The organism is Actinocorallia sp. B10E7 (genome assembly GCF_039871655.1).
Lineage (GTDB): Bacteria > Actinomycetota > Actinomycetes > Streptosporangiales > Streptosporangiaceae > Actinocorallia.
The window spans coordinates 543,169-566,591 of record NZ_JBDPLZ010000002.1 but is presented as its reverse complement, the minus strand read 5'-3'; the positions used below and the strand labels follow the sequence as shown (position 1 = coordinate 566,591).

General features: G+C 68.9%; 19 protein-coding genes. 8 read left to right on the top strand and 11 right to left on the bottom strand.

Annotated elements, in window-relative coordinates; translation table 11 throughout:
* Positions 1 to 816 (top strand): glycoside hydrolase domain-containing protein, encoded by an 816-nt coding sequence (locus ABGB12_RS07690; protein WP_347675568.1) that lies wholly within the window; start codon positions 1 to 3, stop codon positions 814 to 816.
* A 120-nt stretch (positions 817 to 936) separates the two neighbouring features.
* Positions 937 to 2,325 carry a glycine--tRNA ligase gene (locus ABGB12_RS07685; protein WP_347675567.1) on the top strand — a complete coding sequence of 463 codons (1,389 nt, stop codon included), beginning with the start codon at positions 937 to 939 and terminating at the stop codon, positions 2,323 to 2,325.
* A gap of 103 nt (positions 2,326 to 2,428) precedes the next feature.
* On the opposite strand, the gene ABGB12_RS07680 is transcribed toward ABGB12_RS07685, so the two are convergent.
* The gene (locus ABGB12_RS07680; protein WP_347675566.1) at positions 2,429 to 3,070 is read right to left on the bottom strand and encodes a hypothetical protein; all 642 of its coding nucleotides are present in this window, start codon (positions 3,068 to 3,070) and stop codon (positions 2,429 to 2,431) included.
* A gap of 313 nt (positions 3,071 to 3,383) precedes the next feature.
* Between ABGB12_RS07680 and ABGB12_RS07675 the strand changes: the two genes are divergently transcribed.
* Positions 3,384 to 3,809 carry an OsmC family protein gene (locus ABGB12_RS07675; RefSeq protein ID WP_347675565.1) on the top strand — a complete coding sequence of 142 codons (426 nt, stop codon included), beginning with the start codon at positions 3,384 to 3,386 and terminating at the stop codon, positions 3,807 to 3,809.
* A 98-nt stretch (positions 3,810 to 3,907) separates the two neighbouring features.
* On the opposite strand, the gene ABGB12_RS07670 is transcribed toward ABGB12_RS07675, so the two are convergent.
* From ABGB12_RS07670 to recO, 3 genes are all read right to left on the bottom strand, one after another.
* Positions 3,908 to 4,660 carry a hypothetical protein gene (locus ABGB12_RS07670; protein ID WP_347675564.1) on the bottom strand — a complete coding sequence of 251 codons (753 nt, stop codon included), beginning with the start codon at positions 4,658 to 4,660 and terminating at the stop codon, positions 3,908 to 3,910.
* A 66-nt stretch (positions 4,661 to 4,726) separates the two neighbouring features.
* Positions 4,727 to 5,509, bottom strand: a complete 783-nt coding sequence (locus tag ABGB12_RS07665) for an isoprenyl transferase (protein ID WP_347675563.1) — start codon at positions 5,507 to 5,509, stop codon at positions 4,727 to 4,729.
* Complete coding sequence (gene recO, locus ABGB12_RS07660; RefSeq protein WP_347675562.1) at positions 5,448 to 6,242, bottom strand: DNA repair protein RecO; 795 nt, start codon at positions 6,240 to 6,242, stop codon at positions 5,448 to 5,450. The genes ABGB12_RS07665 and recO overlap by 62 nt, the downstream gene beginning before the upstream one ends.
* Positions 6,243 to 6,454: 212 nt before the next feature.
* Between recO and ABGB12_RS07655 the strand changes: the two genes are divergently transcribed.
* Both ABGB12_RS07655 and ABGB12_RS07650 read left to right on the top strand, forming a co-directional pair.
* Positions 6,455 to 7,492: a M4 family metallopeptidase gene (locus ABGB12_RS07655; RefSeq protein ID WP_347675561.1), complete on the top strand. Its 1,038-nt coding sequence runs from the start codon at positions 6,455 to 6,457 to the stop codon at positions 7,490 to 7,492.
* The gene (locus ABGB12_RS07650) at positions 7,489 to 7,746 is read left to right on the top strand and encodes a protealysin inhibitor emfourin (protein WP_347675560.1); all 258 of its coding nucleotides are present in this window, start codon (positions 7,489 to 7,491) and stop codon (positions 7,744 to 7,746) included. The genes ABGB12_RS07655 and ABGB12_RS07650 overlap by 4 nt, the downstream gene beginning before the upstream one ends.
* A gap of 72 nt (positions 7,747 to 7,818) precedes the next feature.
* Here ABGB12_RS07650 and ABGB12_RS07645 read toward each other — a convergent pair whose 3' ends face one another.
* Entirely contained in the window at positions 7,819 to 8,253 is a 435-nt protein-coding gene (locus ABGB12_RS07645) for a GtrA family protein (protein ID WP_347675559.1), read from the bottom strand.
* Positions 8,254 to 8,384: 131 nt separating this feature from the next.
* Between ABGB12_RS07645 and ABGB12_RS07640 the strand changes: the two genes are divergently transcribed.
* Positions 8,385 to 10,400, top strand: coding sequence for a hypothetical protein (locus ABGB12_RS07640; RefSeq protein ID WP_347675558.1), 2,016 nt, complete (start codon positions 8,385 to 8,387; stop codon positions 10,398 to 10,400).
* A gap of 22 nt (positions 10,401 to 10,422) precedes the next feature.
* Entirely contained in the window at positions 10,423 to 11,358 is a 936-nt protein-coding gene (locus ABGB12_RS07635; protein WP_347675557.1) for a decaprenyl-phosphate phosphoribosyltransferase, read from the top strand.
* Positions 11,359 to 11,433: 75 nt separating this feature from the next.
* On the opposite strand, the gene leuA is transcribed toward ABGB12_RS07635, so the two are convergent.
* Positions 11,434 to 13,128: a 2-isopropylmalate synthase gene (gene leuA, locus ABGB12_RS07630; RefSeq protein WP_347675556.1), complete on the bottom strand. Its 1,695-nt coding sequence runs from the start codon at positions 13,126 to 13,128 to the stop codon at positions 11,434 to 11,436.
* A gap of 246 nt (positions 13,129 to 13,374) precedes the next feature.
* Here leuA and ABGB12_RS07625 point away from each other — a divergent pair, with 246 nt between their 5' ends.
* Positions 13,375 to 14,385 (top strand): hypothetical protein, encoded by a 1,011-nt coding sequence (locus ABGB12_RS07625; protein WP_347675555.1) that lies wholly within the window; start codon positions 13,375 to 13,377, stop codon positions 14,383 to 14,385.
* Between the two features lie 64 nt (positions 14,386 to 14,449).
* Here the strand turns inward: ABGB12_RS07625 and ABGB12_RS07620 are convergent, their stop codons facing one another.
* The 5 genes from ABGB12_RS07620 to manA form a co-directional block, all read right to left on the bottom strand.
* Positions 14,450 to 16,612, bottom strand: coding sequence for a galactose oxidase early set domain-containing protein (locus tag ABGB12_RS07620; protein WP_347675554.1), 2,163 nt, complete (start codon positions 16,610 to 16,612; stop codon positions 14,450 to 14,452).
* 161 nt (positions 16,613 to 16,773) lie between these two features.
* Complete coding sequence (locus ABGB12_RS07615; RefSeq protein ID WP_347675553.1) at positions 16,774 to 18,948, bottom strand: galactose oxidase early set domain-containing protein; 2,175 nt, start codon at positions 18,946 to 18,948, stop codon at positions 16,774 to 16,776.
* Between the two features lie 159 nt (positions 18,949 to 19,107).
* Entirely contained in the window at positions 19,108 to 21,318 is a 2,211-nt protein-coding gene (locus ABGB12_RS07610; RefSeq protein ID WP_347675552.1) for a galactose oxidase early set domain-containing protein, read from the bottom strand.
* A 23-nt stretch (positions 21,319 to 21,341) separates the two neighbouring features.
* Positions 21,342 to 21,797 (bottom strand): hypothetical protein, encoded by a 456-nt coding sequence (locus tag ABGB12_RS07605; protein ID WP_347675551.1) that lies wholly within the window; start codon positions 21,795 to 21,797, stop codon positions 21,342 to 21,344.
* Positions 21,798 to 22,283: 486 nt separating this feature from the next.
* Complete coding sequence (manA, locus tag ABGB12_RS07600) at positions 22,284 to 23,408, bottom strand: mannose-6-phosphate isomerase, class I (RefSeq protein ID WP_347675550.1); 1,125 nt, start codon at positions 23,406 to 23,408, stop codon at positions 22,284 to 22,286.
* Positions 23,409 to 23,423 lie beyond the last annotated feature (15 nt).

The following is a 23,423-nucleotide window of genomic DNA, read 5'->3' as shown; positions in this document are numbered from 1 at the left end:
ATGCCCCGAGTCGTGCTCGCCCTCGGTCTGCTCAGCCTCGCCATCGTTGTGCCCTGCGCCTCCGCCGTCGCCGCCCCCTCCCCCGGGCGTCCCGCCGAACGCGCGATCTCCCCTCCGCGCGGCCAGCACCAGGCCTGGGCCTCGGGGCACGGCTTCGACACCTGCGCGGCCCCTCCCCTGAGCACGATGCGGGCCTGGCGGCAGGCCTACTCGGTCGCCAACATCTACATCGGCGGAGCCGCCCGCAGCTGCGAGCAGCCCCATCTGACCCCCGAGTGGGTCAGGGCGGTCCGGCGGATCGGCTACCGGCTGATCCCCACCTATGTGGGCCCCCAGGCCCCCTGCACCCGCTTCCGCCACCGGTTCGCCGCCGACCGGGCGTTCGAGCGCGGCGCGGACGAGGCCGTGCGGGCCGTGCTCCAGGCCCAGCGGCTCGGGATCCCCGAAGGGCAGCCGATCTACTACGACATGGAGGCCTACAAGAGCCGCGACCGCTCCTGCCGGGACGCGGTCCTGGCCTTCCTCGACGCCTGGAGCACCACCCTGGACGAGCTCGGCTACCTGTCCGGCGTCTACAGCAGCGCCGCCAGCGGCATCCGCGACCTGGCCCGGGCCGAGGGGATCACCCGGCCGCACGCCATCTGGTACGCCCGCTGGGACGGCGAACCCGAGCCCTACGGCGACGACCGGTACGTGCCCGACGACCTCTGGTACGACCACCAGCGGATCAAGCAGTACCGGGGAGGCCACTTCGAGGAGCACGGCGGGGTCAGGATGAAGGTCGACAGCAACTTCGTCGACGGCCCCGTCTACTGAAAGTCACGGCCGCACGGCAGACCGTTACCCGACGCCGAGGGTTAACAGACGTGGCCGTCTACCCTTGTGCCCTAGACTCAAAACCGTCAATTACCGGGGTTTCTTGCTGGAGACATACTCATGGTCCGCCGTTCCGATGTGATGGAAAAGATCGTCTCTCTCTCTCAGAAGAGGGGCATCGTCTTCCCCTCGAGCGAGATCTACGGCGGACTGCGCGCCTCCTGGGACTACGGCCCGCTGGGCGTCGAGCTGAAGAACAACGTCAAGCGCCAGTGGTGGAAGGCCGTGGTCCAGGGCCGCGAGGACGTCGTCGGCCTCGACTCCTGCGTCATCCTCAACCGCGAGGTGTGGGAGGCCAGCGGCCACGTCGAGACCTTCACCGACCCGCTCACCGAGTGCCAGAACTGCCACAAGCGCTACCGCGCCGACCACCTCGAAGAGGCCTACGAGGAGAAGCACGGCCGCCCGCCGGCGAACGGCCTGGCCGACCTCGTCTGCGTGAACTGCGGCACCAAGGGCGCGTTCACCGAGCCCAAGCAGTTCAGCGGCCTGCTCAAGACCTACCTCGGCCCGGTCGAGGACGCCTCCGGCCTGGCCTACCTGCGGCCGGAGACCGCCCAGGGCATCTTCATCAACTACAAGAACGTCGAGCAGGCCGCCCGGCGCAAGGTGCCGTTCGGCATCGGCCAGATCGGCAAATCGTTCCGCAACGAGATCACTCCGGGCAACTTCATCTTCCGAACCCGCGAGTTCGAGCAGATGGAGATGGAGTTCTTCGTCCAGCCCGGCACCGACGAGGAGTGGCACCAGTACTGGATCGACGCCCGGATGGCCTGGTACCGCGGCCTGGGCATCCGGGAGGAGAACCTGCGCTTCTTCGAGCACCCGAAGGACAAGCTCAGCCACTACTCCAAGCGGACCGTGGACATCGAGTACCGCTTCGGCTTCCAGGGTTCGGAGTGGGGTGAACTGGAGGGCATCGCCAACCGCACCGACTTCGACCTGAACGCCCACTCCAAGGCCTCGGGCAAGGAGCTCAACTTCTTCGACCAGGCCACCGGCGAGCGCTACACGCCGTACGTGATCGAGCCCGCGGCGGGTGTCGACCGGGCCATGCTCACCTTCCTCATGGACGCCTACACCGAGGACCAGGCGCCCAACGCCAAGGGCCAGATGGAGACGCGGGTCAGCCTGCGCCTCGACCCGCGGCTGGCACCGGTCAAGGTCGCGGTGCTTCCGCTGTCCCGCAACGCCGACCTCTCCCCCAAGGCCCGCGACCTGGCCTCGGCCCTGCGCAGGCACTGGAACGTGGAGTTCGACGACGCGGGCGCGATCGGCCGCCGCTACCGCCGCCAGGACGAGATCGGCACCCCGTTCTGCATCACCGTCGACTTCGACACCCTGGAGGACCAGGCGGTGACCGTCCGGGAGCGCGACAGCATGAAGCAGGAGCGCATCGCCCTCGACCGGGTGGAGTCCTTCCTGGCCGCTCAGCTGATCGGCTGCTGACCAGCCCGCCTCGGGCGGTCTTCGGGCAAGGGAAAAGCCCCGGCTCTCGCCGGGGCTTTTCCCTTGCCGCTCTTGGGGGGTTCTCCGTGGAGCCCCGCCCGGGTCAGCTGCCGAAGGGCTGCGGAGCGCCCTTCTTGCCCGCGCCCTTGCCCCACTGGACGACCTCGTACTTCACGCCTTTGAGGTGGCCGGCGCCGACACCGGCGTTGTACTTGCTCTTGGGCTTCTTGCCGTCGAACAGGTACCGGAACGTGTAGGTGTCCAGGTCGAGCATGACCCCGCGGTGGGACGGCTCGCCGGGGCCGCGGTCGCCGACGAAGCCGGTGACGGAGCGTCCGTTGTAGGTGACCTTCACCTTGGTGTGCAGCGGCCACGACGGGGAGGCGAAGAGGCCCTTCTGCATGGGCTTGCCGCCCGCGGGGGCGCCGGTGTCGCCGTTGACGCCCGAGCCGTCGTCCCAGAAGTAGGACGCGGTGGTGGTGCCGGCGTAGAGGGCCTTGGCCTTCTTCTCCGCCACCTGCTTCTTGGTCTCCTCGGCCTTCTTGGTGTCGGCCTTGCGGTCGGCCGTGGCGGCCTGCGGGGTGGCGGCCTCGGTGAGGGCCGCGGCGGGGGCGCCCTGCCGGGGAGCGGCGACGGTGTTGGCGGCCTGGGAGATGGCGTCGGAGTTCGCCACGACGCCGGTGGACAGGGCGGCGAGAGCGGTGGCGCCGACCAGGGACAGGGTGAGGGCACGCTTCTGCAACACGAATCCTTTGCTCGGTGGACAGGGCGTCCCGGAACGGCTCTGTACTGGTGGGACGCCGTCTGGGACCGGCACTCGATGCGGTCGTGCTCTCGGGCATACGACGCGGTGCCTAAGCGATCTCGAATCGCTTCCGTGGAGGCCTGGATGAGGCTGGCATTGCCTCCCCATTGCCTGGATTGCCCCCAGTTAACCATATGTGTCAAGAAACCCCCAAACAGAGGGTCTCGACCGGTATGCAAATGCCCCTGTAACCCTTACGTGATAGGACTTACCGCCAACTCGGAAAGATCAGAAAGCGAAGTAAGATCAGGTCATGGCAACTACCCGTACCGCCTCCACGCACTGGGAAGGCCCGCTCTTCGGCGGGCAGGGCACCGCCTCGCTGGAGTCCTCGAAGCTGGGCAGGTTCGAGGTCGACTGGCCGTCGCGGGCCGAGTCGCCGAACGGGCGCACCAGTCCGGAGGAGCTCATCGCCGCAGCCCACTCCGCCTGTTTCTCGATGGCCCTCTCCAACGTCCTGGCCCAGGCCGGCAGCCCGCCCGAGCACCTGGACACCACGGCCGACGTGACGTTCCAACCGGGCGAGGGCATCACCGGGATCCATCTGATCGTCCGGGGATCGGCGCCGGGAATGAGCGCCGATCAGTTCGCACAGGCCGCCGGAAAGGCCAAGGAGGAGTGCCCGGTGAGCCGGGCGCTGACCGGCACGGAGATCACCCTCGACGCATCACTGATATGACGGAACTCACTCGATGACAAGGGCCTGACTCCGGCCGTAAAAAAGGTAAAGAAAAAGCCGCCTCCGGCGGGAGGCGGCTTTTTACTTTCCGGGTCGGGTCAGAGGGTGGGCAGCTTGTCGCCCAGATCCCCGGTGGAGCTGACCAGGCTGCAGGTGATCCGGTTGGGCCCGGTGGAGCTCCACTGCGCGCTCAGCGGGAAGAAGGCCGACACCGTGAAGTTCGGGTCGCGCTGCTCCAGTGCCCGGTAGGCCGTGCTGTAGCGGCCGGCCCAGGTCTTGGCCTCCTCGGAGCACTTGTCGACGAACTGCGTGGCCGTCGGATAGACGCCGCTCATCGTGGTCTCGCTGATGACCTGGGCGTTGTGGCGTTCCGTGCAGGGGATGGCGTCGATGTTGTGGACCGTCTCGGTGGTGTCCACGCTGGAGATGCCGTTGTGGTAGCAGTCGCCGACCTGCAGCTTCAGCGGGTCCAGGTTGCCGGAGTCGGTGATCTCGCCGTTGGTGGTCCGGTCGGGGCTGTCGAGGTCCTTGATCGCCTCGGAGGCGCCGTTGCTCGCCAGGCCGAAGACGACCTTGATGGCGATGACGACCACCGCCACGCCCACCAGGCCGAGACAGCCCGCGAGAGGACCCTTGTTGCTCTTCGGCGGGCCCGGAGGGGGAGGCGCGAAGACGTTGCCGGGCGGGGGCTGCGGCGCCCCGAACGGCGGCGGGGTCTGGGGGTGGCCCGGAGCCTGCGGGTAACCCGCAGCCGGCGGATAACCCGGGGCCTGCGGGTAGCCCGGGCCCTGCGGCGGCCCGGGCTGGTAGGGCGGTTGCCCCTGAGGGCCGTACTGCGGGGGGTAGCTCATGGCTCGGCACCTTACAAGGAACTTATGACAGTTCCCACTGAGTTCCCCGCCAAACCCACCTTTGCGTTAATTCGTCGGGACCGGATTCGGGATCGCCCCTCCGTAACGCCGGTCACGGCTGGCGAACACTTCGCAGGCGTACCACAGGTGCCGCCTGTCGAAATCGGGCCAGAGCGTGTCCTGGAACACCATTTCAGCGTAGGCCGACTGCCACAGCAGGAAATTGGACGTGCGCTGCTCCCCCGACGGGCGCAGGAAGAGATCGACGTCCGGGACCTGCGGCTGGTAGAGGTACTTGGAGATCGTCTTTTCGGTGATCTTGTCCGGGTTGATCTTCCCGGCCTTGACGTCCCGGCCGATCGCCGCCATCGCGTCCGCCAGCTCGGCCCGGCCGCCGTAGTTGACGCAGAACTGCAGGGTCAGCACGTCGTTGCGGACGGTCATCCGCTCGGCGTCCTCCAGCTCCTTGATCACCGAGCGCCACAACTTCGGCTTGCGCCCCGCCCACACGACCCGGACGCCCATCTCGTTGAGCTGGTCGCGGCGCCGCCTGATCACGTCCCGGTTGAAGCCCATGAGGAAGCGCACCTCCTCGGGCGAGCGCCGCCAGTTCTCGGTGGAGAACGCGTACGTCGACAGGTAGGGGACGCCCAGCTCGATCGCGCCCTCGATCACGTCGAAGAGCGAGAACTCACCCCGCCTGTGCCCCTCGGTGCGGGGCAGGCCGCGCTCCTTGGCCCAGCGGCCGTTGCCGTCCATGACGATGGCGACGTGCCTGGGGATCAGCTCACGGGGCAGTTCCGGTGGCTTGGCCCCGCTCGGGTGCGGGTCCGGTGCGCGGAACTTCACTCTTGCTCCTCTCGACGTGGCGCAGTGAACGGATCCCGTGTTCGAGATGCCACTGCAGGTAGGCGGCCACGAGGCCGCTGCACTCTACGCGGTGCCGGTCCTGACTGGCGTCCGCGAGGTCCCACTCGCCGCGCAGCAGCGCCAGCATCAGCGTGAACGTCTCGGGCGCGGGGGTGGCCGAGCCCGGCACCCGGCAGGCGAGGCAGATCGCGCCGCCGGCCGGGATGGCGAACCCGCGGATCCCGGCCCGGCCGCCGCAACGCGCGCACTCGTCCAGGGCGGGGGCCCAGCCGGCCACCGACAGAGAGCGCAGCAGGAAGGCGTCCAGCACCAGCCGGGGCTCGTGGGACCGCTCGCACAGCGTGCGCAGGCCGCCGACCAGCAGCAGGAACTGCCGCAGCGAGGGTTCCCTCTCCTCCGCGGTGAGCTTCTCGGCGGTCTCCAGCATGGCCGTGCCCGCGGTGTAGCGGGGGTAGTCGCTGACCAGCGGCTCGCCGTACGGCCGCAGCGTCTCGGCCTGGGTGATCAGATCCAGCGAGCGGCGCTCGTACAGCTGGAGGTCCACATGGGTGAACGGCTCCAGCCGGGCGCCGAACTTCGACCTCGTCTTGCGCACGCCCTTGGCCACCGCCCGGATCCGCCCGGTACGTCGGGTCAGCACGGTGATGATCCGGTCCGCCTCGCCCAGTTTCTGGGTGCGCAGCACGATGCCTTCGTCGCGGTAGACCGTCACCCCTCCATTGTCCCGCATGCCCGGTGTGCCAAGGCGGTCACCATGCCGACGACGCAGGGGGCTGTCCTCGTGCGTGCCGGTGGCCGCTGCCCAACAGCCGTCACAGGTGTGAGATACACCACTTTGCCGGGCTTTGACGGTCTCATCGGTGTCGGAAAGGGCAGTGAAGCAGCGCGAGGATGTCCCGCCCGATCGGCACGCGGAGTGACACGATGAGCACCATGAGATGCACGATCGTTCCTCCGCACCTTCTCGAGCGGATCGTGGCGAACACCGCGGACCCGGCGACGAGGGCCCGGGCCGTCCGCACGCTCGGCCTCGACGCCGCCAACCGCACCGAACGGGAGCTGGTCCAGGTCCGGCGTTCGGGCAACGGGGCCCGCGACGAGCCGCGGCGCACCGTCAAGGACGCCGGGCGCCGGGAGGAGCTGCCGGGCCGGACCGTCCGGAGCGAGGGCGGCGCGGCCACCGGGGACAAGGCCGCCGACGACGCCTACGACTGGCTGGGCGTGACCTTCCGCTTCTTCGAGGACGTCTACGACCACAACTCCATCGACAACGACGGCATGGAGATGGTCTCCACCGTCCATTACGGGGTCGACTACGACAACGCCTTCTGGAACGGCGAGCAGATGGTCTACGGGGACGGCGACGGACGGCTGTTCCTGTCCTTCACCGGGCCGCTGGACGTCACCGCCCACGAACTGGCCCACGGCGTCACCCAGCACACCGCGAACCTCGCCTACTACGGGCAGCCCGGCGCGCTCAACGAGTCGATGTCCGACGTCATGGGCTCGATGGTCAAGCAGTTCCATCTGGGCCAGACCGCGCAGGAGGCCGACTGGCTGATCGGCGAGGGGCTGTTCGGCCCGTCCGTCGCCGGGGTGGCGCTGCGTTCCATGAAGGAGCCGGGCACCGCCTACGACGACCCAGAGCTCGGGAAGGACCCGCAGCCCGGCCATATGGACGGCTACGTGCGCACCCCCCGGGACAACGGCGGCGTCCACATCAACTCGGGCATCCCCAACCGGGCCTTCCACCTCCTGGCCTCCGCCCTGGGCGGGTACTCCTGGGAGCGCGCCGGACGGATCTGGTACGACACCCTCACCAGCGACCTGCTCTATCCCGACACGGACTTCGCGGGCTTCGCGGCGGCCACCGTCAAACTCGCCGGCACCCGCTACGGGGAGGAGAGCACCGAACAGCAGGCGGTACGCGCCGCCTGGAGCGGGGTAGGCGTCACGGCATGAGAGTGAGCGTAGTGCGTTCGGGCGGGTTCGCCGGGATCGAACGGCGGGCGGAGGCCGACACCGCCGAGGACCCCGCGCTGGAGGCCCTGGTCTCCCGGAGCGACCTGGACTCGCTGCCGCCCCGGCACGGGGAGCACGAGGGGAACGACAGGTTCGTCTATGAGATCGACCTCGGCGGCAGGACGGCGACCGTGAGCGAGTCCCAGCTGACCGGGCCCCTGCGGGAGCTCGTCGGCCACCTGCTCAAGCGATAGAGGCACCACCGAAGCGAGGTCCCGGGGAGGTTCTCCCCGGGACCTCGTGCTCTCCGGATCCGGCCACCGGCCTCACCCGACCTTCACCGGCTCTTCCGCCGCGCTTTCGCGAAAGACCCAGCGTTTGTAGCCCCAGTAGCGGAATACCGTCGCCAGCCCGATGCCCACCAGCAGCGCGGCGTTCGACGTCAACTCGCCGTCGAACCCCGCGTAGTGGGCCAGCCACAGGACGGCCTCCGTTATCACGAATCCGACACCGTTGAGAACGAAGAAAAGCACATACTCCCGGGCCATCCCGCTCTCGTCGCTCTCGCGGAATGTCCAGTAACGGTTAGCCACATAACCGATGCTCGTCGAAACGACCATGGCCAGGGCATTGGAGGTCAGCGACTCGATCTCCAGCCCGAAGCGCAGCAGGTTGTACAGGGCGATGTTCACCGCCACGCACAACACTCCGACACTGCCGAATCGGGCCAGCTCACCGATCAACTTCCGGTAACGACGCACCCGCATGATGCTAGAGCAAATCCCCCATACATCAGCAATACACCGCAAGATCTGCGATCATCGGATACTCTCCTGTCCCATATAGCGGACTATTACGTAACGTATCCGAAAACTAGCAGGGAATCTGAGGTATGGCGGAGACATTGCTGCTGGTCACGGCGACTCTGCTCGTCCTGATCGGAGCATTCGGTCTCACCGTCTGGGCCCGTCCGATCCGGCCCGCCGAGGCACTGGTCACCTTCACGACCCTCGCCCTCGCCGGATTCATGCTGCTCACCATCGTGGTGGGCGCGCTGCTGCGCTACTACCAGCCGATCCCCCTGACCTGCGGGGCCGGCGTGCTGGCGGGTCTGGGCCTGCTGTGCGCCGCCGTCGAGGTGCGCCGCCGCCCCGGCGTCTTCGGCCGGCGCCTGAAGACCTGGATCCGCCGTTCCTTCCGCGGCTGGGCGAGCCACCCCCTGGCCTGCCTCCTCGGCCTGCTCGCGCTCTTCGTCTACACGCTGCGGGGCTGGCTGGGCGTACGGTTCCCGCCCACCGACTGGGACGGCCTGATGTACCACCTGGTCGCGCCCTCGCAGTGGGCGCAGACCGGGGCGGTGGACCGATCCAGGGAGATCATCTGGTCCGACACCTACCCGATGGGGGTGGAGTCGCTGGCCGGCTGGCCGATGGTCTTCCTCAAGTCCACCGACTACGGCGTGCTCTTCCTGATGGCCGGCTATCCGCTGGCCGCCGCCGCGGTCGCCGGGCTCGCCCGGCGGCTGGGCGCGAGCCGCGGCTTCGCCGCCCTGGCCGGGCTCGTCTTCCTGCTGACCCCCTCCGTCTTCGCCCAGTCCCACACCTACTACGTGGACGTCCAGAGCGCCGCGTTCGGCCTGGCCGCCCTGTACGTCCTTGCCGTGCTGCCCGGCGCGGCCCGCCTGTCGGGCGACCCCCGCACGGTGATCACCCGCAAGATGCTGGTGCTGGGAACCGCGCTGGGCGCCGCCGCCGGCTCCAAGAGCAGCAACCTGGCGGTCCTGGGCGCGGTGGGTGTGGCCGCCGTGTTCGTCGTGGCGCACACGACCCGGCGCCACCGGCTGGGATTCGCTCCGTTCCTGCGGTCGGCTCCCGCCCTGGTGCTGCCGGTCGTGCTCGTCGGCGCCTACTGGTACCTGCGGACCTGGCTGAACTACGACAACCCCTTCTACCCCATCGCGATGGTCGGCTTCGAGGGCTACGGCACGGTCCAGGAGCTCGTCATGGGCACCAACGTCCCCGCGGAGATCCGCGCGATGACCCTGCCGGAACAACTGTGGACCTCCTGGAGCCGTCCCTTCACCGACTTCCAGACCCCGATCTACGACATCCGGCTGGGCGGCCTGGGCACGGCCTGGCTCGTCGTCGTCCTGCCCGTCTCCGTCCTGGGCGTCCTGCTGTGGCTGGGACGCGTCCGGCACCGGCTGGGGGTCGGGGCGGGGCTGCTGCTCCTCCTGGGTGTCGCGGTGTCGTTCGGCCCCAGCCCGGCCCCCTGGTGGGGCCGGTACGTGCTGATCGGCTACGGCTGTCTCCTGGCCTTCTGCGTCCTGCTGATGAGCCGACTCAACCGGGGACGCCGCGGTCCCGCCCGCGCCCTCGACGGAGCGCTGCAGTTCGCCCTGGCCGCCTGCACGGCCCTCGCGGTGGTGACCGGCCACATGTACGTCCCCATCACCAGCGGAGACGCCGCGGACGAGGCCGTCGTCGCCGAGCACGGCGGCCTTCCGCTGACCGACCTGCTGCCCCTGAGCCTGGCCGCCGACCGATCCGCGCGGATCTGGCCCTGGACCGAGTTCCGCGCCTTGGACCGACTGCCCGAAGGGAGTGTCATCGCCCTCGCCGAGGGCAACGTACAGACCCTGATCATGCCGCTGCGCGGTCCCCACCTGCAGCGCAACCTCGTGGTGATCGAGCCGCCTCGTGACATTCCCCATCTGGTCGAACGGCTGCGCGACCACCAGGCCGAATACGTCCTGATAGACCGCGCCCCGGTGTGGGACGAGGTCCGCGAGGACCTCGAACGCAGTCCCCACTTCACCTTCGTCACCCCCCTCGGTGGCATCGCCCCCCGGTACGGCACGGCTCCCCTCGGTCAGCTGTACCGCCTTAAACCCGACACCCGGCGCTGAACCCAGAGAAAAGGATCCCATCTTGGGCACCCTCCCCCTACTTGGACAGACCGACCGGCTTCTCCCCCCTTCCTCCCCCGCCCCCGGCCCTTCGCTCTGGAAGGGCCTGCTGCGTACCGCGCGGCCCAAGCAGTGGACCAAGAACGTCCTGGTGATCGCCGCCCCCGTGGCCGGCGGCAGGATCTTCGAAGCGGAGGTGGCGGGCAGCACCCTCTTCGTCTTCGTGCTCTTCTGCATGGCCGCCTCGGGCATCTACTTCCTGAACGACGCCCTGGACGTGAAGGCCGACCGAGCCCACCCCGACAAGTGCCGGCGTCCGATCGCCGCCGGGATCGTCCCGTTGAAGGTCGCCTACGGGCTGGGGATCGGGTTGTCCCTGCTGCCGGTGCTCCTGGCGGCGCTGCTGCTGAACGGGTCCACCGCGACGGTGCTGTTCGTCTACTCGGTGATCCAGATCCTCTACTGCGTGCACCTCAAGCACGTGGCGGTCATGGACATCGCGGTGGTGGCCTCCGGCTTCCTGCTCCGCGGCATCGCGGGCGGCGTGGCGTCCCAGGTCGCCCCCTCCCAGTGGTTCCTCATCACCGTCGGGTTCGGCTCCCTGTTCGTGGTCGCCGCCAAGCGCTCCTCGGAGCTGGCCTCGCTGGGCGACCAGGCGCAGCACACCCGCAAGCTCCTCAGCGAGTACAGCGAGAGCTACCTGCGGTTCGTCTGGCAGGGCGCCGCCGCCCTCATGACGCTGTCGTACTGCCTGTGGGCGCTGGAGTCCGACGACCCCGACACCGCCTCCTGGCGGATGATCTCCATCGTGCCGATGACCCTGGCCGTCCTGCGCTACGCGCTGGTCGTCGACCGGGGAGAAGGCGGCGCGCCCGAGGACGTCCTGCTGGGCGACCGGGTCATCCTCTCCCTCGGCGCCCTGTGGGGCGTGTCCTACGGCGCCTCGCTGCTGGGTTGAGACGGCCGGACGCACGAAGGCCCCCGGGCCGGTGAGATCGTCACCCCGGGGGCCTTCGTGCTTTTCGAGGGCCTCTTACCTCGCGGCGCGGTTCACCGCGGACAGCACGGCCTTCAGGGAGGCGGTGACGATGTTGGCGTCGACGCCCACCCCCCACAGGACCTTTCCTTCGACCTGGCACTCGACGTAGGCGGCGGCCTTGGCGTCACCGCCGGAGCTCATCGCGTGCTCGTGGTAGTCCATCACCTTGACCTCGATGCCGACCGGGGCCAGCGCGTCGACGAAGGCGCTGATCGGGCCGTTGCCGATGCCCTGGATCTCGCGGATCTCGCCGTCGATCCGCACGTCGCAGGTGATCAGGTCCTTCTCGTCGACCCGGGAGGAAGTGCGGTGGGCCAGCAGCCCGATGCGCGGGCCGCCCGACAGGTACTCCCGCTCGAAGATCTTCCAGATCTCCTCGGCGACGACCTCGCCGCCCTCGCTGTCGGTGTGCTCCTGCACCACCCGGGAGAAGTCGATCTGCAGCTTGCGCGGCAGGTCCAGGAAGTGCTCGGTCTTCATGATGTAGGCCACGCCGCCCTTGCCGGACTGGCTGTTGACCCGGATCACGGCCTCGTAGCTGCGGCCCACGTCCTTGGGGTCGATCGGCAGGTACGGCACCTGCCAGGTGAACTCCTCCACGCCGACGCCCGCCGCCGCGGCGTCGCGCTCCAGGTGGTCGAAGCCCTTCTTGATGGCGTCCTGGTGGGAGCCGGAGAAGGCGGTGTAGACCAGGTCGCCGCCGTAGGGGTGCCGCTCGTGCACGGGCAGCTGGGTGCAGTACTCGACGGTCCGCCGGACCTCGTCGATGTCGGAGAAGTCGATCTCGGGGTCGACGCCCTGGGTGAACAGGTTCAGGCCCAGGGTGACCAGGCACACGTTGCCGGTGCGCTCGCCGTTGCCGAACAGGCAGCCCTCGATGCGGTCGGCGCCGGCCATGTAGCCCAGCTCGGCGGCGGCCACCGCGGTGCCGCGGTCGTTGTGCGGGTGCAGCGACAGGATGACGGAGTCGCGGCGCTCCAGGTGCCGGTTCATCCACTCGATCTGGTCGGCGTAGACGTTGGGGGTGGCCATCTCCACCGTCGCCGGCAGGTTGACGATCACCTTCCAGTCGGGGGTGGGCTGCCACACGTCGTTGACGGCGTTGCAGACCTCGACCGCGTACTCCAGCTCGGTGCCGGTGAAGGACTCCGGCGAGTACTCGAAGAAGATCTGGGTGTCGGTCTCGGCCGCCAGCTTCTTGCACAGCTTGGCGCCCTCGATCGCGATGGCGGTGATGCCTTCCTTGTCCTGCCCGAAGACCACCCGTCGCTGCAGCGTGGAGGTGGAGTTGTACAGGTGGACGATCGCCTGCTTGGCGCCCTCCAGCGACTCGAAGGTGCGCTGGATCAGCTCGGGACGGGCCTGGGTCAGCACCTGGATCACCACGTCGTCGGGGATCCGGCCCTCTTCGATGATCTTGCGTACGAAGTCGTAGTCGGTCTGGCTGGCCGCCGGGAAGCCGACCTCGATCTCCTTGTAGCCCATCTGGACCAGCAGCTCGAACATCTTCAGCTTGCGCTGGGCGTCCATCGGGTCGATCAGGGCCTGGTTGCCGTCGCGCAGGTCCACCGCGCACCAGCGTGGCGCCTGGGTGATCACCTTGTCCGGCCAGGTACGATCACTCAGCTTGATCGTCTGGAAGGGCTGGTACCTGCTGAAGGGCATGCCGCTGGGCTTCTGGTCGTTCATGGGTTTTCCCCTGCTCCCGGGTTTCGGCTGTGGCGGTCTCTCTCGCGGCCGACGGGCACACTCAGCACCGCGACGAGGAAGCCGGCCTTTTAGGCCTCGTCGCGGCCGCTAAGGAGGAGCAGGCCATACAGCATGGTGAAAACGTAGCAGATTTCGTCGGCGTTAACGAAACACGGGAGCTGTGATCCGCACTGCTCCCTCGGGCGAGATGTGCTTCGATGGGGCTCTCGGGGAGGGGAAGGCGAGTTGAGAAGCCTGCTGGGAGTGGTGACGGGGGCGGCGCTGCTCGCGTCGATGACGGCGGCTTCGGGCGCCGGGGCGCGGGCGCCGGAGGAACGCTGCAACACCGGCGAGCCGGGATTCGTGGCGGGGGGCTACGCGGTCCAGGCCAACCGGTGGAACTCCCACGGGGAGATCTGCGTCACCTACGGGGAGGGCACCTCCTGGGCCGTCAGCCGCAGCTCCCTCGACTGGGGCACGCTGAGCAACGGGGCACCTCCCGGCGCCTACCCCAACATCGGGACGGCCATCGCCGAGAAGCGCCTGCCGCTGCGCGTCGACTCGCCGCAGGACATCCGGACGACCTGGGACATCACCCTGGCGGAGGGGGACTACAACGCCTCCTACGACATCTGGTACCACCCGGACCAGGCGGCCTGCCGTTCCACCGCCCCGCACATCGTGGCCAACGGCGGGGCGCTGGAGATCATGATCTGGCTGACCAGCCCGGGCATCGACCCGTCGCCGAGCTGGAAGGTCGCCGACGGCGTCAAGGTGGGTGACCGGGTCTACGACCTTTACAAGTTCACCGGCCCCACCGGGCAGGTCGGCCTCATCTACGACATGCGGGAGACGACGACCCGGATCGAGGACTTCGCCCTCAAGCCGTTCGCCGACGACGCCGTCGCCCGCGGCTACCAGAGCAAGGAGGCCTACCTGTGCAAGGTGCAGGCGGGCTTCGAGGTGACCCGGAACGGCACCGGGCTGCGCACCAACGAGTTCGCCCTGGACATCGGCCCGGCCGCCCGGCCCACCCCGGGTCTGCAGGGTGTCCCCCTGCCCGACCGGAGCGGCGCTCCCGCCGGGAACCCCTCCACCGAGGCCGCGTCTCCCGCCGACGACGCCTCGAGCGCCACGCCCGCCGCCTCGGACGAGAAGGAGACGCCCGGTCCGGTCCGCGTCCTGCTGCTGGTCCTGCCGGTCATCGCCGGGGTCGCCGCGTCCGCCCTGTGGTGGCGGCGCACCGCCCGGCGCTGACCTGGACCGGGGTGCCGCCCTCCGCGACGGGAGGGCGGCGCCCCGTTACCGGGCCCGAGGAGGGTCAGTTCACATGGACCCACTGGGCGGGCGAGGGGACGCCCGAGCCGGTGGTCACGTAGAGCATGTACCAGCCGGGAGGCGCCATCTCGGCCCGCTTGTCCATCTGGAGGCGGTACCTGCCGCCGCCCAGGGACGTGACCGGGACGTTGACCAGCCGCTGGTTGGGGTCGGAGGAGTGGGTCACCGCGACCGGCCGCACCAGCGCCGCTTTGGTGATCTTGGCGTCGGTGGTGATCACCGGCTTGGAGCCGTAGGACCAGCCCTTGGGCACCGAGGTGATCCTCGGCCGGGCGCCGCCCTCCTTGTACAGGTAGGGCGGGTTGTAGATGGAGATGCGGGTGTCGAAGTAGCTGTCCCCGTCCCCGGCCGGGTAGTCGGGGTTGCTGCCCGCCGCCAGGACCCGGCCGTCGTCCAGCAGGACCGCGGTGTTGTGGTAGGTCCGCGACACCGGGTCGGCCGCCACGGACTTCCACTTCATCTCGGCCGGCTTCTTGTTCTTCGGGTCGAGGATCGAGGCCTCGTGGACGTGCTCCGCCCGGTTGCCCTGGGAGCCTCCGGTCTCGAAGACGGTGCCGTCGGGCAGGATGACCGCCGAAACGTACGTCTTGCCCGCCTGGGCGGGCTGCGGAACGAACATCTCCTGGCCCGCGCCCACCGGGCCCACGTTGACCACGCCGTTGTTCGGCAGGTCCGGGCCCGCCTGGTAGCGCGGGTTCCGCTGCTTGAGGTCGATGATGTCGGTGGAGCGGACCGCGTAGCCGTTGACGAAGAAGTTCTTGCCTCCGACGACCATGACCCGCTGGTCCTGCGCCGGGGGCAGCAGCACGCCCGCCGACATGTCCCGGGCCTCGGGGGCGCGCAGGCCGCCGTTGCCCGGCAGCGCGCCCCACGCGCCGGTGTCCGGGTCGAGGAAGCCGGGGCCGCGCAGCGTGCCGTCCGCGTTCACCGGGTGGCTGAAGACGCTGCTGCCGTTGTAGAACAGGCGGCCGTCCCCGGCGAGGACCAGGGACGGGTAGGTGGCCCAGTTGATCTGCGGCTGGGCCACCTGGCCGGCGGGCAGCCAGCGGCCCTGCTTCCAGGAGAAGCGCTCGGCCACCAGCGAGACCACGTTCCCGTTGTTGCGGTACCCGGCATAGCCGCCGACGGAGTAGACGTCGCCGTTGTCCAGGATCGTCGCCGACGGGTACCAGTGGCCGTCGTTCAGGTCGTTGACCTTGGTGTAGCGCTCGGTCTTCGGGTTGAAGACGTAGGACTTCTTCGACCCGATCCAGCCGGTCTCCTGGGGGCCGCTGTAGTCGGAGTACTCCTGGGTGCCGCTGACGACCAGCACCCGGCCGTCGGGCAGCTGCACGTGACCGGCGCAGAACATGTCATACGGCGTGGGGATGTTCTTGAACGTGTTGTTCTTCGGGTTGTACAGCCATGTCCTGAACTCACCGCGGTTGAAGCGGTTGGCGCCGTTGCCGGAGCCCGCGATGAGCAGCACCTTGCCGTTGTGCAGCATCACGCTGTGGATCGCCCGCACACCGCCGTTGCCGAAGTCGTTGACGATCCAGTGGCCCTTGGTGCACTCCGAGCCCACACAGCGCGCCTTGCCGCCGGCCAACTTGAACTTGTAGTTGTCGGTCACCAGCGTGCCGACGTCTTCCAGGGCCATGGCGAACCGCACGGCCTTGGTGCCGCCGGGCACGACCGGGGTGCGGGCGACCGCCAGCCTGTACTTCTTGGAGCCGGGCAGGTAGGGCTGGGTGTGCCACTTGACCCACTTGCCGTTGGCCTTCTGCCGGAAGAGCGTCACCGCGGCCTTGCCCGAGGTGCTCTTGTAGGACAACTCCAGGTCGTAGCGCTTGCCCGGCTGCACCTTGAGGGCGCAGCCCGCCGTCTGCACGACGGCCCTGGAGCCGCTGGACCGCTGGGTGATCTTCACGGAGACGGCGCGCTTGCTGCCGCGGCCGTCGTTCACCACCTGGACCGTCCCGGTGTTCTTACCGGTCGAGAAGCGGGTCCAGCAGGAGGGGAAGCCTCCCGAGACCTTCTCGAAGCCCGGGTTCTGCACCTTGCCGGTGGGTGCGGCCATGGCGGACGACGCCAGCCCCGGCAGGGCGGTCGCGCCGGCCAGGGAAGCGCACAGGACGGCGGACGCCCTGGAGCGGTGGAACTTCATGCGTGACACTCCCCACAACCGAACCATACGGCGACCGCCGGCGTCTCACCTGGCAGATGGATCCCAGCCGGCGACGTTCTGCTCTTCAGAAACAAAAGCGCCATGCCGATTGGACACCCTGCGGGCAGCGGGAGTTCAATTTGTCGGGTAACTGTTGGGTCTCAGCTCACATGCACCCACTGGGCCCGTGAGGGGACTCCGCCTCTGCCGGTGACGAACAGCATGTACCAGCCGGGCGGGGCCATCGCGGGCCGCCGGTCCATCTGCAGCCGGTACCTGCCGCCGCCGAGCCTGCTCACCGGGAGCCGGACCAGCCTCTGGTTGGGATCGGAGGAATGGGTCACCGCGGCCGGGCGCACCAGGGACGCCCCGGTGATCTCGGTGTCCGTGGTGACCACCGGTCTGGAGCCGTAGGACCAGCCCTTGGGCACCGAGGTGATCCTCGGCCGGGCTCCGCCCTCCTTGTACAGGTAGGGCGGGCTGTAGAGGGAGATGCGGGTGTCGAAATAGCTGTCCCCGTCCGGGCCGGCGTTGCCGGGGTTGCTGCCGACCGCCAGGACCCGGCCGTCCGGCAACAGGAGGGCCGTGTTGTGGTAGGTCCGCGACACCGGGTCGGCCGCCACCCGCTTCCACCTCATCCGGGACGGCCTCCTGCCCTTGGGGTCGAGGATCGAGGCCTCGTGGACGTGTTCCAGCCGCACCCGCTGGGAGCCGCCGGTCTCCAGGACGGTGCCGTCGGGCAGGATGACCGCCGACACGTACGTCTTGCCCGCCCGTGCGGGCTGCGGGGCGAACCGCTGCCGGCCCGACTCCACCCCGCCCATGTTGACCCGGCCCCGCGGCAGGTCCGGGCCCGCCTTGTACCGGGCGCCCATCCCCTTCTTCAGGTCGATGACGTCGGTCCGGCGGATCGCGTACTTGCCCGTGGCGGAGAAGTTCTTCCCGCCGACGACCATGACCCGCTGGTCCTGCGCGGGCGGCAGCAGCACGCTCGCCGACATGTCCCGGGCCTTGGGCGAGCGCAGCCCTCCGCCGCCTCTCAGCGCCCGCCAGCCACCGGTGTTCGGGTCGAGGAAGCCCGGGCCGCGCAGCGAGCCGTCCTTGTTCACCGGATGGCCGAACACGCTGCTGCCGCTGTAGAACAGCCGCCCGTTCCCGGCGAGGATGAGCGACGGGTAGGTGGCCCAGTTGATGCCCGGTTGCGCCACCTCGTCCCTGTCCAACCAGCGCCCCTCCCGCCAGGAGAACCGTTCGGCCACCGTCGAGACCTTGTTGGAGCCGTCGCCCGCGAGGGTCGACGCGTATCCCCCCACCGAGTAGACGTCGCCGTTGCCCAGGATCGTCGCCGACGGGTACCAGTGGCCGTCGTTCAGGTCATCGACTCTGGTGTACCGCTCGGTCCTGGGATCGAAGACGTAGGACTTCTTCGACCCGACCCAGCCGGAGGTCAGACGTCCGTCCTCGTTGTTGGCGTACGCGGCGGTGCCGCTGACGACCAGCACGCGACCGTCGGGCAGTTGCACGTGACCGGCGCAGAACATGTCGTACGGGGTCGGGACGGTGGTGAATCCGTTCGTCTCCGGGTCGTAGACCTTGGTGACGAAACGGCCTCGCTTGAAGCGTTTCACGCTGTTGCCGGACCCCGCGATGAGCAGCACCTTGCCGTTGTGCAGCAGCACGCTGTGGATCGCCCGCACACCGCCGTCGCCGAAGTCCCGGACCACCCAATGCCCTCGGGAGCATTCGGGGCCGGCGCATCCGGCTCTCCCCTCGGCCCGACGGAACCCGTGGTCGTCGGTGACCAGCGTGCCCCTCCCCTGTAGACCCACGGCGAACCGGATCGCGCCGGTGTCCTTCGGCACGACGGGCGTGCGGAAGGACGCCCGCCGGTATTTCCTGGAGCTCGGAAGGTGCGGGAAGGCGTGCCATCGCGCCCACCGGCCGTCGGCCTTCTGCCGGAACAGTACGACCGCGGCCCTGCCGGAGGTGCTCCTGTAGGACAGCCCCAGGTCGTAACGCCTGCCCGGCTGGACCTTGAGGGCGCAGTCCTGCTTCTGCACGACCGCCCTGAACCCACGGACGTGCCTGGTGATCCTCACCTCCATGGCGCGTCCGCCCCGCCGGGCTTTGCGCACCACCCGGACCGTGCCGGAGTTCCGCCCGGTGGACAGCCGGGTCCAGCACGCGGGGAACCCGCCCGCGAGCCTCTCGAATCCGGGATTCCTCAGCCCCCCCGCGGGCGCGGACAGTGCCGGGGCCGAAAGGCCCGGAAGGACGGTCGTTCCCAGCAGTGAGGCACTCAGGACCGCGGACGCCCTGGAGCGTCGGAACCTCATCGCCTACTCCCCCAAGACAGTCAGTCATCGCAAGCGACCTTTATTCATTACTGATCACACGCAGGCCGACCAAAACCCATGACCGTCAAAGAAAAAGCGCCATCCATGCATTACACATGAATGGCGCAGTAGGTCAGTTAATGACCGTTTTAAAGGGGCTTAGCCGAGGTGCACCCACTGGGCCGTGGACGGAACACCCGAGTTGTCCACGATGTAGAGCATGTACCAGCCGGGAGGCGCCATGTTCGGGCTCTTGGTGACGCCCAGCTGGTACCGGCCGCCGCCCAGGGACTTGACCGGCAGGTCCACCGACCGCTGGTTGGGGTCGGAGGAGTGGGTCACCGCCACCGGCCGCACCAGCGACGCCCGCGCGACCTGGCTGTTGACCTTGATCACCGGCTTGGAACCGTAGCTCCAGCCCAGCTTCTTCCCGTTCTTCTTCGGGACGGAGGTGATCTGCGGCCGGCCGCCGTTGTCCTTGTACATGTACGGCGGGTAGTAGATCGAGATGCGGGTGTCGTAGTAGCTGTCGCCGTCCGCGCCCAGGTTGCCGGGGTTGCTGCCGGCCGCCAGGACCCGGCCGTCGTCCAGCAGGACCGCGGTGCTGTGGTAGGTCCGCGACACCGGGTCGGCCGCGACCCGCTGCCACTTCATCTGGGACGGCTTCTTGTTCCGCGGGTTGAGGATCGAGGCCTCGTGCACGTGCTCGAACCGCGCGGTCTGCGAGCCGCCGGTCTCGAAGACGTTGCCGTCGGGCAGGATGACCGCCGACACATACGTCTTGCCGGAGTTGCCCTGCTGGGCCACGAACCGCTGCGCGCCCGCCTCCATGCCGCCGACGTTCACCGGACCCTGGTTGAGGTTCGGACCGGCCTGGTAGCGGGCCCCCATACCCTTCTTCAGGTCGATGACGTCGGTGTCGCGGATGGCGTTCTGGCCGGCTTCGGGGTCGTTCGGGTCACCGCTGAAGTTCTTGCCGCCGATGACCATGACCCGCTGGTCCTGGGCCGGCGGCAGCAGCAGGGCCGCCGACATGTCACGCGAGCCGGGCTTGCGCAGGTTGCCGTTGCCGGGCAGGGGCCGCCACGCGCCGGTGTTCGGGTTGAAGAAGCCGGGACCGCGCAGCGTGCCGTTCCCGTTCACCGGGTGGCCGAACACGCTGCTGCCGTTGTAGAACAGCTGCCCGTTGCCGGTGAGGACCAGGGACGGGTAGGTCGCCCAGTTGATGTTCGGCTGGGCGATCTGGTTGGCGGGCAGCCAGCGGCCCTGCTTCCAGGAGAAGCGCTCGGCCACCGTCGAGACCAGGTTGCCTCCGGCCGCGGTGCGCTGGGCCGCGTAGCCGCCGACGGAGTAGACGTCGCCGTTGCCCAGGACCGTCGCCGACGGGTACCAGTGACCGTCGTTCAGGTCGTTGGCCTTGGTGTACCGCTCGGTCTTCGGGTTGAAGATGTAGGACTTCTTCGACCCGAGCCAGCCCAGCGTCTCCTGGCCGGCCGCGTTGTACTGCGCGTACTCCTGGGTGCCGCTGACGACCAGTACGCGGCCGTCGGGCAGCTGCACGTGACCGGCGCAGAACATGTCATACGGCGTCGGGATGCTCTTGAACTTGTTGTTCTTCGGGTTGTACAGCCAGGTGACGAACTCACCGCGGTTGAAGCGGTTGGCGCCGTTGCCGGAGCCCGCGATGAGCAGCACCTTGCCGTTGTGCAGCATCACGCTGTGGATCGCCCGCACGCCGCCGTTGCCGAAGTCGTTGACGATCCAGTGGCCCTTGGTGCACTCCGAGCCCACACAGCGTGCCCTGCCACTGGCCAGCCCGAACTTGTAGTTGTCCGTCACCAGCCTGCCGGTGTCGGCCAGCCCCATGGCGAACCGCACGGCCTTGGTGCCGCTGGGCACGACCGGGGTGCGGGCGACCGCGAGGCGGAACTTCTTCGAGGCCGGCAGGAAGGGCATGTACTTCCACTTGACCCACTTGCCGTTGGCCTTCTGCCGGAAGAGCATCACCGCGGCCTTGCCCGAGGTGCTCTTGTACGACAACTCCAGGTCGTAGCGCTTGCCCGGCTGCACCTTGAGCGCGCAGCCCGCCGTCTGCACCACGGCCTTGGCACCGCTGGCGTACTGGGTCACGTTCACCGCGACGCCGCGCTTGCTCCTGCCGTCGTTCGCCGAAGCGATGGTGCCGGTGTTCTTACCGGTCGAGAAACGGGTCCAGCAGGAGGGGAAGCCCCCCTTGAGCTGTTCGAACCCCGGGTTCTGCACCTTGCCGGTGGGCGCGGCCATGGCCGACGACGCGAGACCGGGGAGAGCTGTCGCTCCCAGGACGGAGGCGCACAGCACCGCTGTGGCCTTGGAGCGCTGAAACTTCATTGGTTGAACCCCCAACAACACATTCAGTTATCGCAAGCGATCTTGTTCTTGTCCGGGTCCAGTCCATGCCTGTCGCGACCGGGGACCGGCAGAGTGGTGAAGCCGCGCTGCTTGAGCCAGGCGCACTTCTCCTTCTGCGAGTCGACACCCGCGGGGAAGGACCAGGGAACGCATATGGTGGCGCCGTAGGCGTGGTCACACCCGTCGACGTTTTCGGGCACTTTCGCGGCCGAGGTGAGCTCGGGCGAGGGCCCCGCGGGCGTCGTCATCGTGACCTCGGGAGCGAGCGGCTCGGGCTCCGCCGTCTCCGTCTCCCCCGGCAGCCGCTCGGACGGCACGTCCTCGATCTTCGCCGACTTCTTGGCGTCGGCGGGTCCGGTGTCATCGCCTCCACCGCGGAACATCAGGACGCCGCCCACGATGGCGGCGAGGGCCACGACTCCGGCGGCGACGATCGCGATGATCTTGTTGCGTGTCAAAACTCATCACCCGACATGGAACAGGGCGGCTGCGGACGGTGTCCGCGCCTGGTGGACGACGAAGGGCATGTACCAGCCCACGGCACGATGTCCGGCCCGGCCGCCTTGCTGACCGGATGCTCGCCGACGTGCGAACGCAAAGCCGGCTACCCCCTTCGATCGACCGCGGATCCCAACCGACGCTCCATGCCCTCCAGAACCAAAAAGCGCCACGCCGCTTAGATGCGCGAAGAGGGCCCTTGGTTGTCGTGAACGGGCAAATATTTTGATCCGGCTTTTCAGGCTGTGACGACCGCCACGGTTCCGCGCGCCACGTGGGACACGTAGACGTTCAGCAGATGAGCCACACGCAGGAATCCCCTGGTGCCAGACTTTTCAATGCAGCGGATGTTACCAGTGGCTCTACGACGCGTCGTAGAACATCCACTGGAACGTGTCCCTAATGCAATAGATAACGAAGCGGACACGAATTTCCCAGGATCCGGGTCAGCACGGGATCCCCGCCCGGAAACCCAGCCCGTCTCCGGTGACCCGCAGCGCGCCGCCCCGGTGCGGGACGAAGAGCGCCTCGCCGCTGCGCAGACGTTCTCTGCACGCGCCGCGCTCGACCGCCAGCTCGCCCTCCAGGCACAGCAGCGCCCCGGGGCCCGGCTCGGCCACCTCCACCACGGGCGCGGGACGCAGCCGGGTGAGCTGGAACTGGTCCACCGGCGCCGGGTAGAGGTCCTCTCCCCCGGCCAGGGGCACGGGAGAGACCAGTTCCGGCAGGCCCGTGGTGAAGTCGGTGACGGACAACAACTCCGGCAGGTCGATGTGCTTGGGCGTCAGCCCGCCGCGCAGCACGTTGTCGGAGCTGGCCATGATCTCCACGCCCGTCCCCCTCAGGTAGGCGTGGATGGTGCGGGGCCTGGCGAACAGCGCCTGGCCCGGCCGCAGCACCACCCGGTTGAGCAGCAGCGCGGTGACCACGCCAGGGTCCTGGGGGTAGCGGCGGGCCAGCAGCTCGATCCAGCCGCCGCCCGAGCGCACCTCGTCGACCAGCGCGCCCCGGTCGTCCGCCGGCCAGTTCGCCAGCAGCTCCAGCGCCTCGCGCGGGCCGCCGCCCTCCGTCGCCAGCGCCACCCGCTCCAGCCGGGCTCCGCCCAGCTCGCGCAGCGCGGCCGACGACTCCCCGACCGGACGGAACCCGCACAACGCCTCGAACTCGGTCACCGCGTAGATGAGTTCCGGTTTCGGCCAGTCGTCGTGGTAGCAGCGCTTGGGGTCTCCCACCGGGAGCCCGCAGGACTCCTCCCGGGCGAACCCCTCGACCGCCTGCTCCGCGTCCGGGTGCACCTGCAGGGACAGCGGGGCGTCGACCGCCAGCACCTTCAGCAGGAAGGGGAGCCGACTCCGGCCGGAGCCCAGCATGTGCTCGGGCTCCCGGTCGATGCGCTCCAGCAGCGAGCCCTCCCCGGCGACCCGCGACGGGTCGCCGGGGTGGGCGCCGATCCACAGCTCCGCCTCCGGCCCGGCGCTGGGCGCCGGCCTGCCGAGCAGCCTGGCCAGGACGTCGCGTGAACCCCAGTCATAGGCGCGGATCGGGTTGTCCAGCCGCAGCAGCTCGGTCATGTGGTCATTTTCTCT

Bases quoted from the DNA above. Each gene is read 5' to 3' on its own strand.
- manA (WP_347675550.1), bottom strand. From the start codon at position 23,408: ATGACCGAGCTGCTGCGGCTGGACAACCCGATCCGCGCCTATGACTGG.
- ABGB12_RS07615 (WP_347675553.1), bottom strand. From the start codon at position 18,948: ATGAGGTTCCGACGCTCCAGGGCGTCCGCGGTCCTGAGTGCCTCACTG.
- ABGB12_RS07690 (WP_347675568.1), top strand. From the start codon at position 1: ATGCCCCGAGTCGTGCTCGCCCTCGGTCTGCTCAGCCTCGCCATCGTT.
- ABGB12_RS07670 (WP_347675564.1), bottom strand. From the start codon at position 4,660: ATGAGCTACCCCCCGCAGTACGGCCCTCAGGGGCAACCGCCCTACCAG.
- ABGB12_RS07650 (WP_347675560.1), top strand. From the start codon at position 7,489: ATGAGAGTGAGCGTAGTGCGTTCGGGCGGGTTCGCCGGGATCGAACGG.
- ABGB12_RS07675 (WP_347675565.1), top strand. From the start codon at position 3,384: ATGGCAACTACCCGTACCGCCTCCACGCACTGGGAAGGCCCGCTCTTC.
- ABGB12_RS07610 (WP_347675552.1), bottom strand. From the start codon at position 21,318: ATGAAGTTTCAGCGCTCCAAGGCCACAGCGGTGCTGTGCGCCTCCGTC.
- ABGB12_RS07655 (WP_347675561.1), top strand. From the start codon at position 6,455: ATGAGCACCATGAGATGCACGATCGTTCCTCCGCACCTTCTCGAGCGG.
- ABGB12_RS07620 (WP_347675554.1), bottom strand. From the start codon at position 16,612: ATGAAGTTCCACCGCTCCAGGGCGTCCGCCGTCCTGTGCGCTTCCCTG.
- ABGB12_RS07640 (WP_347675558.1), top strand. From the start codon at position 8,385: ATGGCGGAGACATTGCTGCTGGTCACGGCGACTCTGCTCGTCCTGATC.
- ABGB12_RS07685 (WP_347675567.1), top strand. From the start codon at position 937: ATGGTCCGCCGTTCCGATGTGATGGAAAAGATCGTCTCTCTCTCTCAG.
- leuA (WP_347675556.1), bottom strand. From the start codon at position 13,128: ATGAACGACCAGAAGCCCAGCGGCATGCCCTTCAGCAGGTACCAGCCC.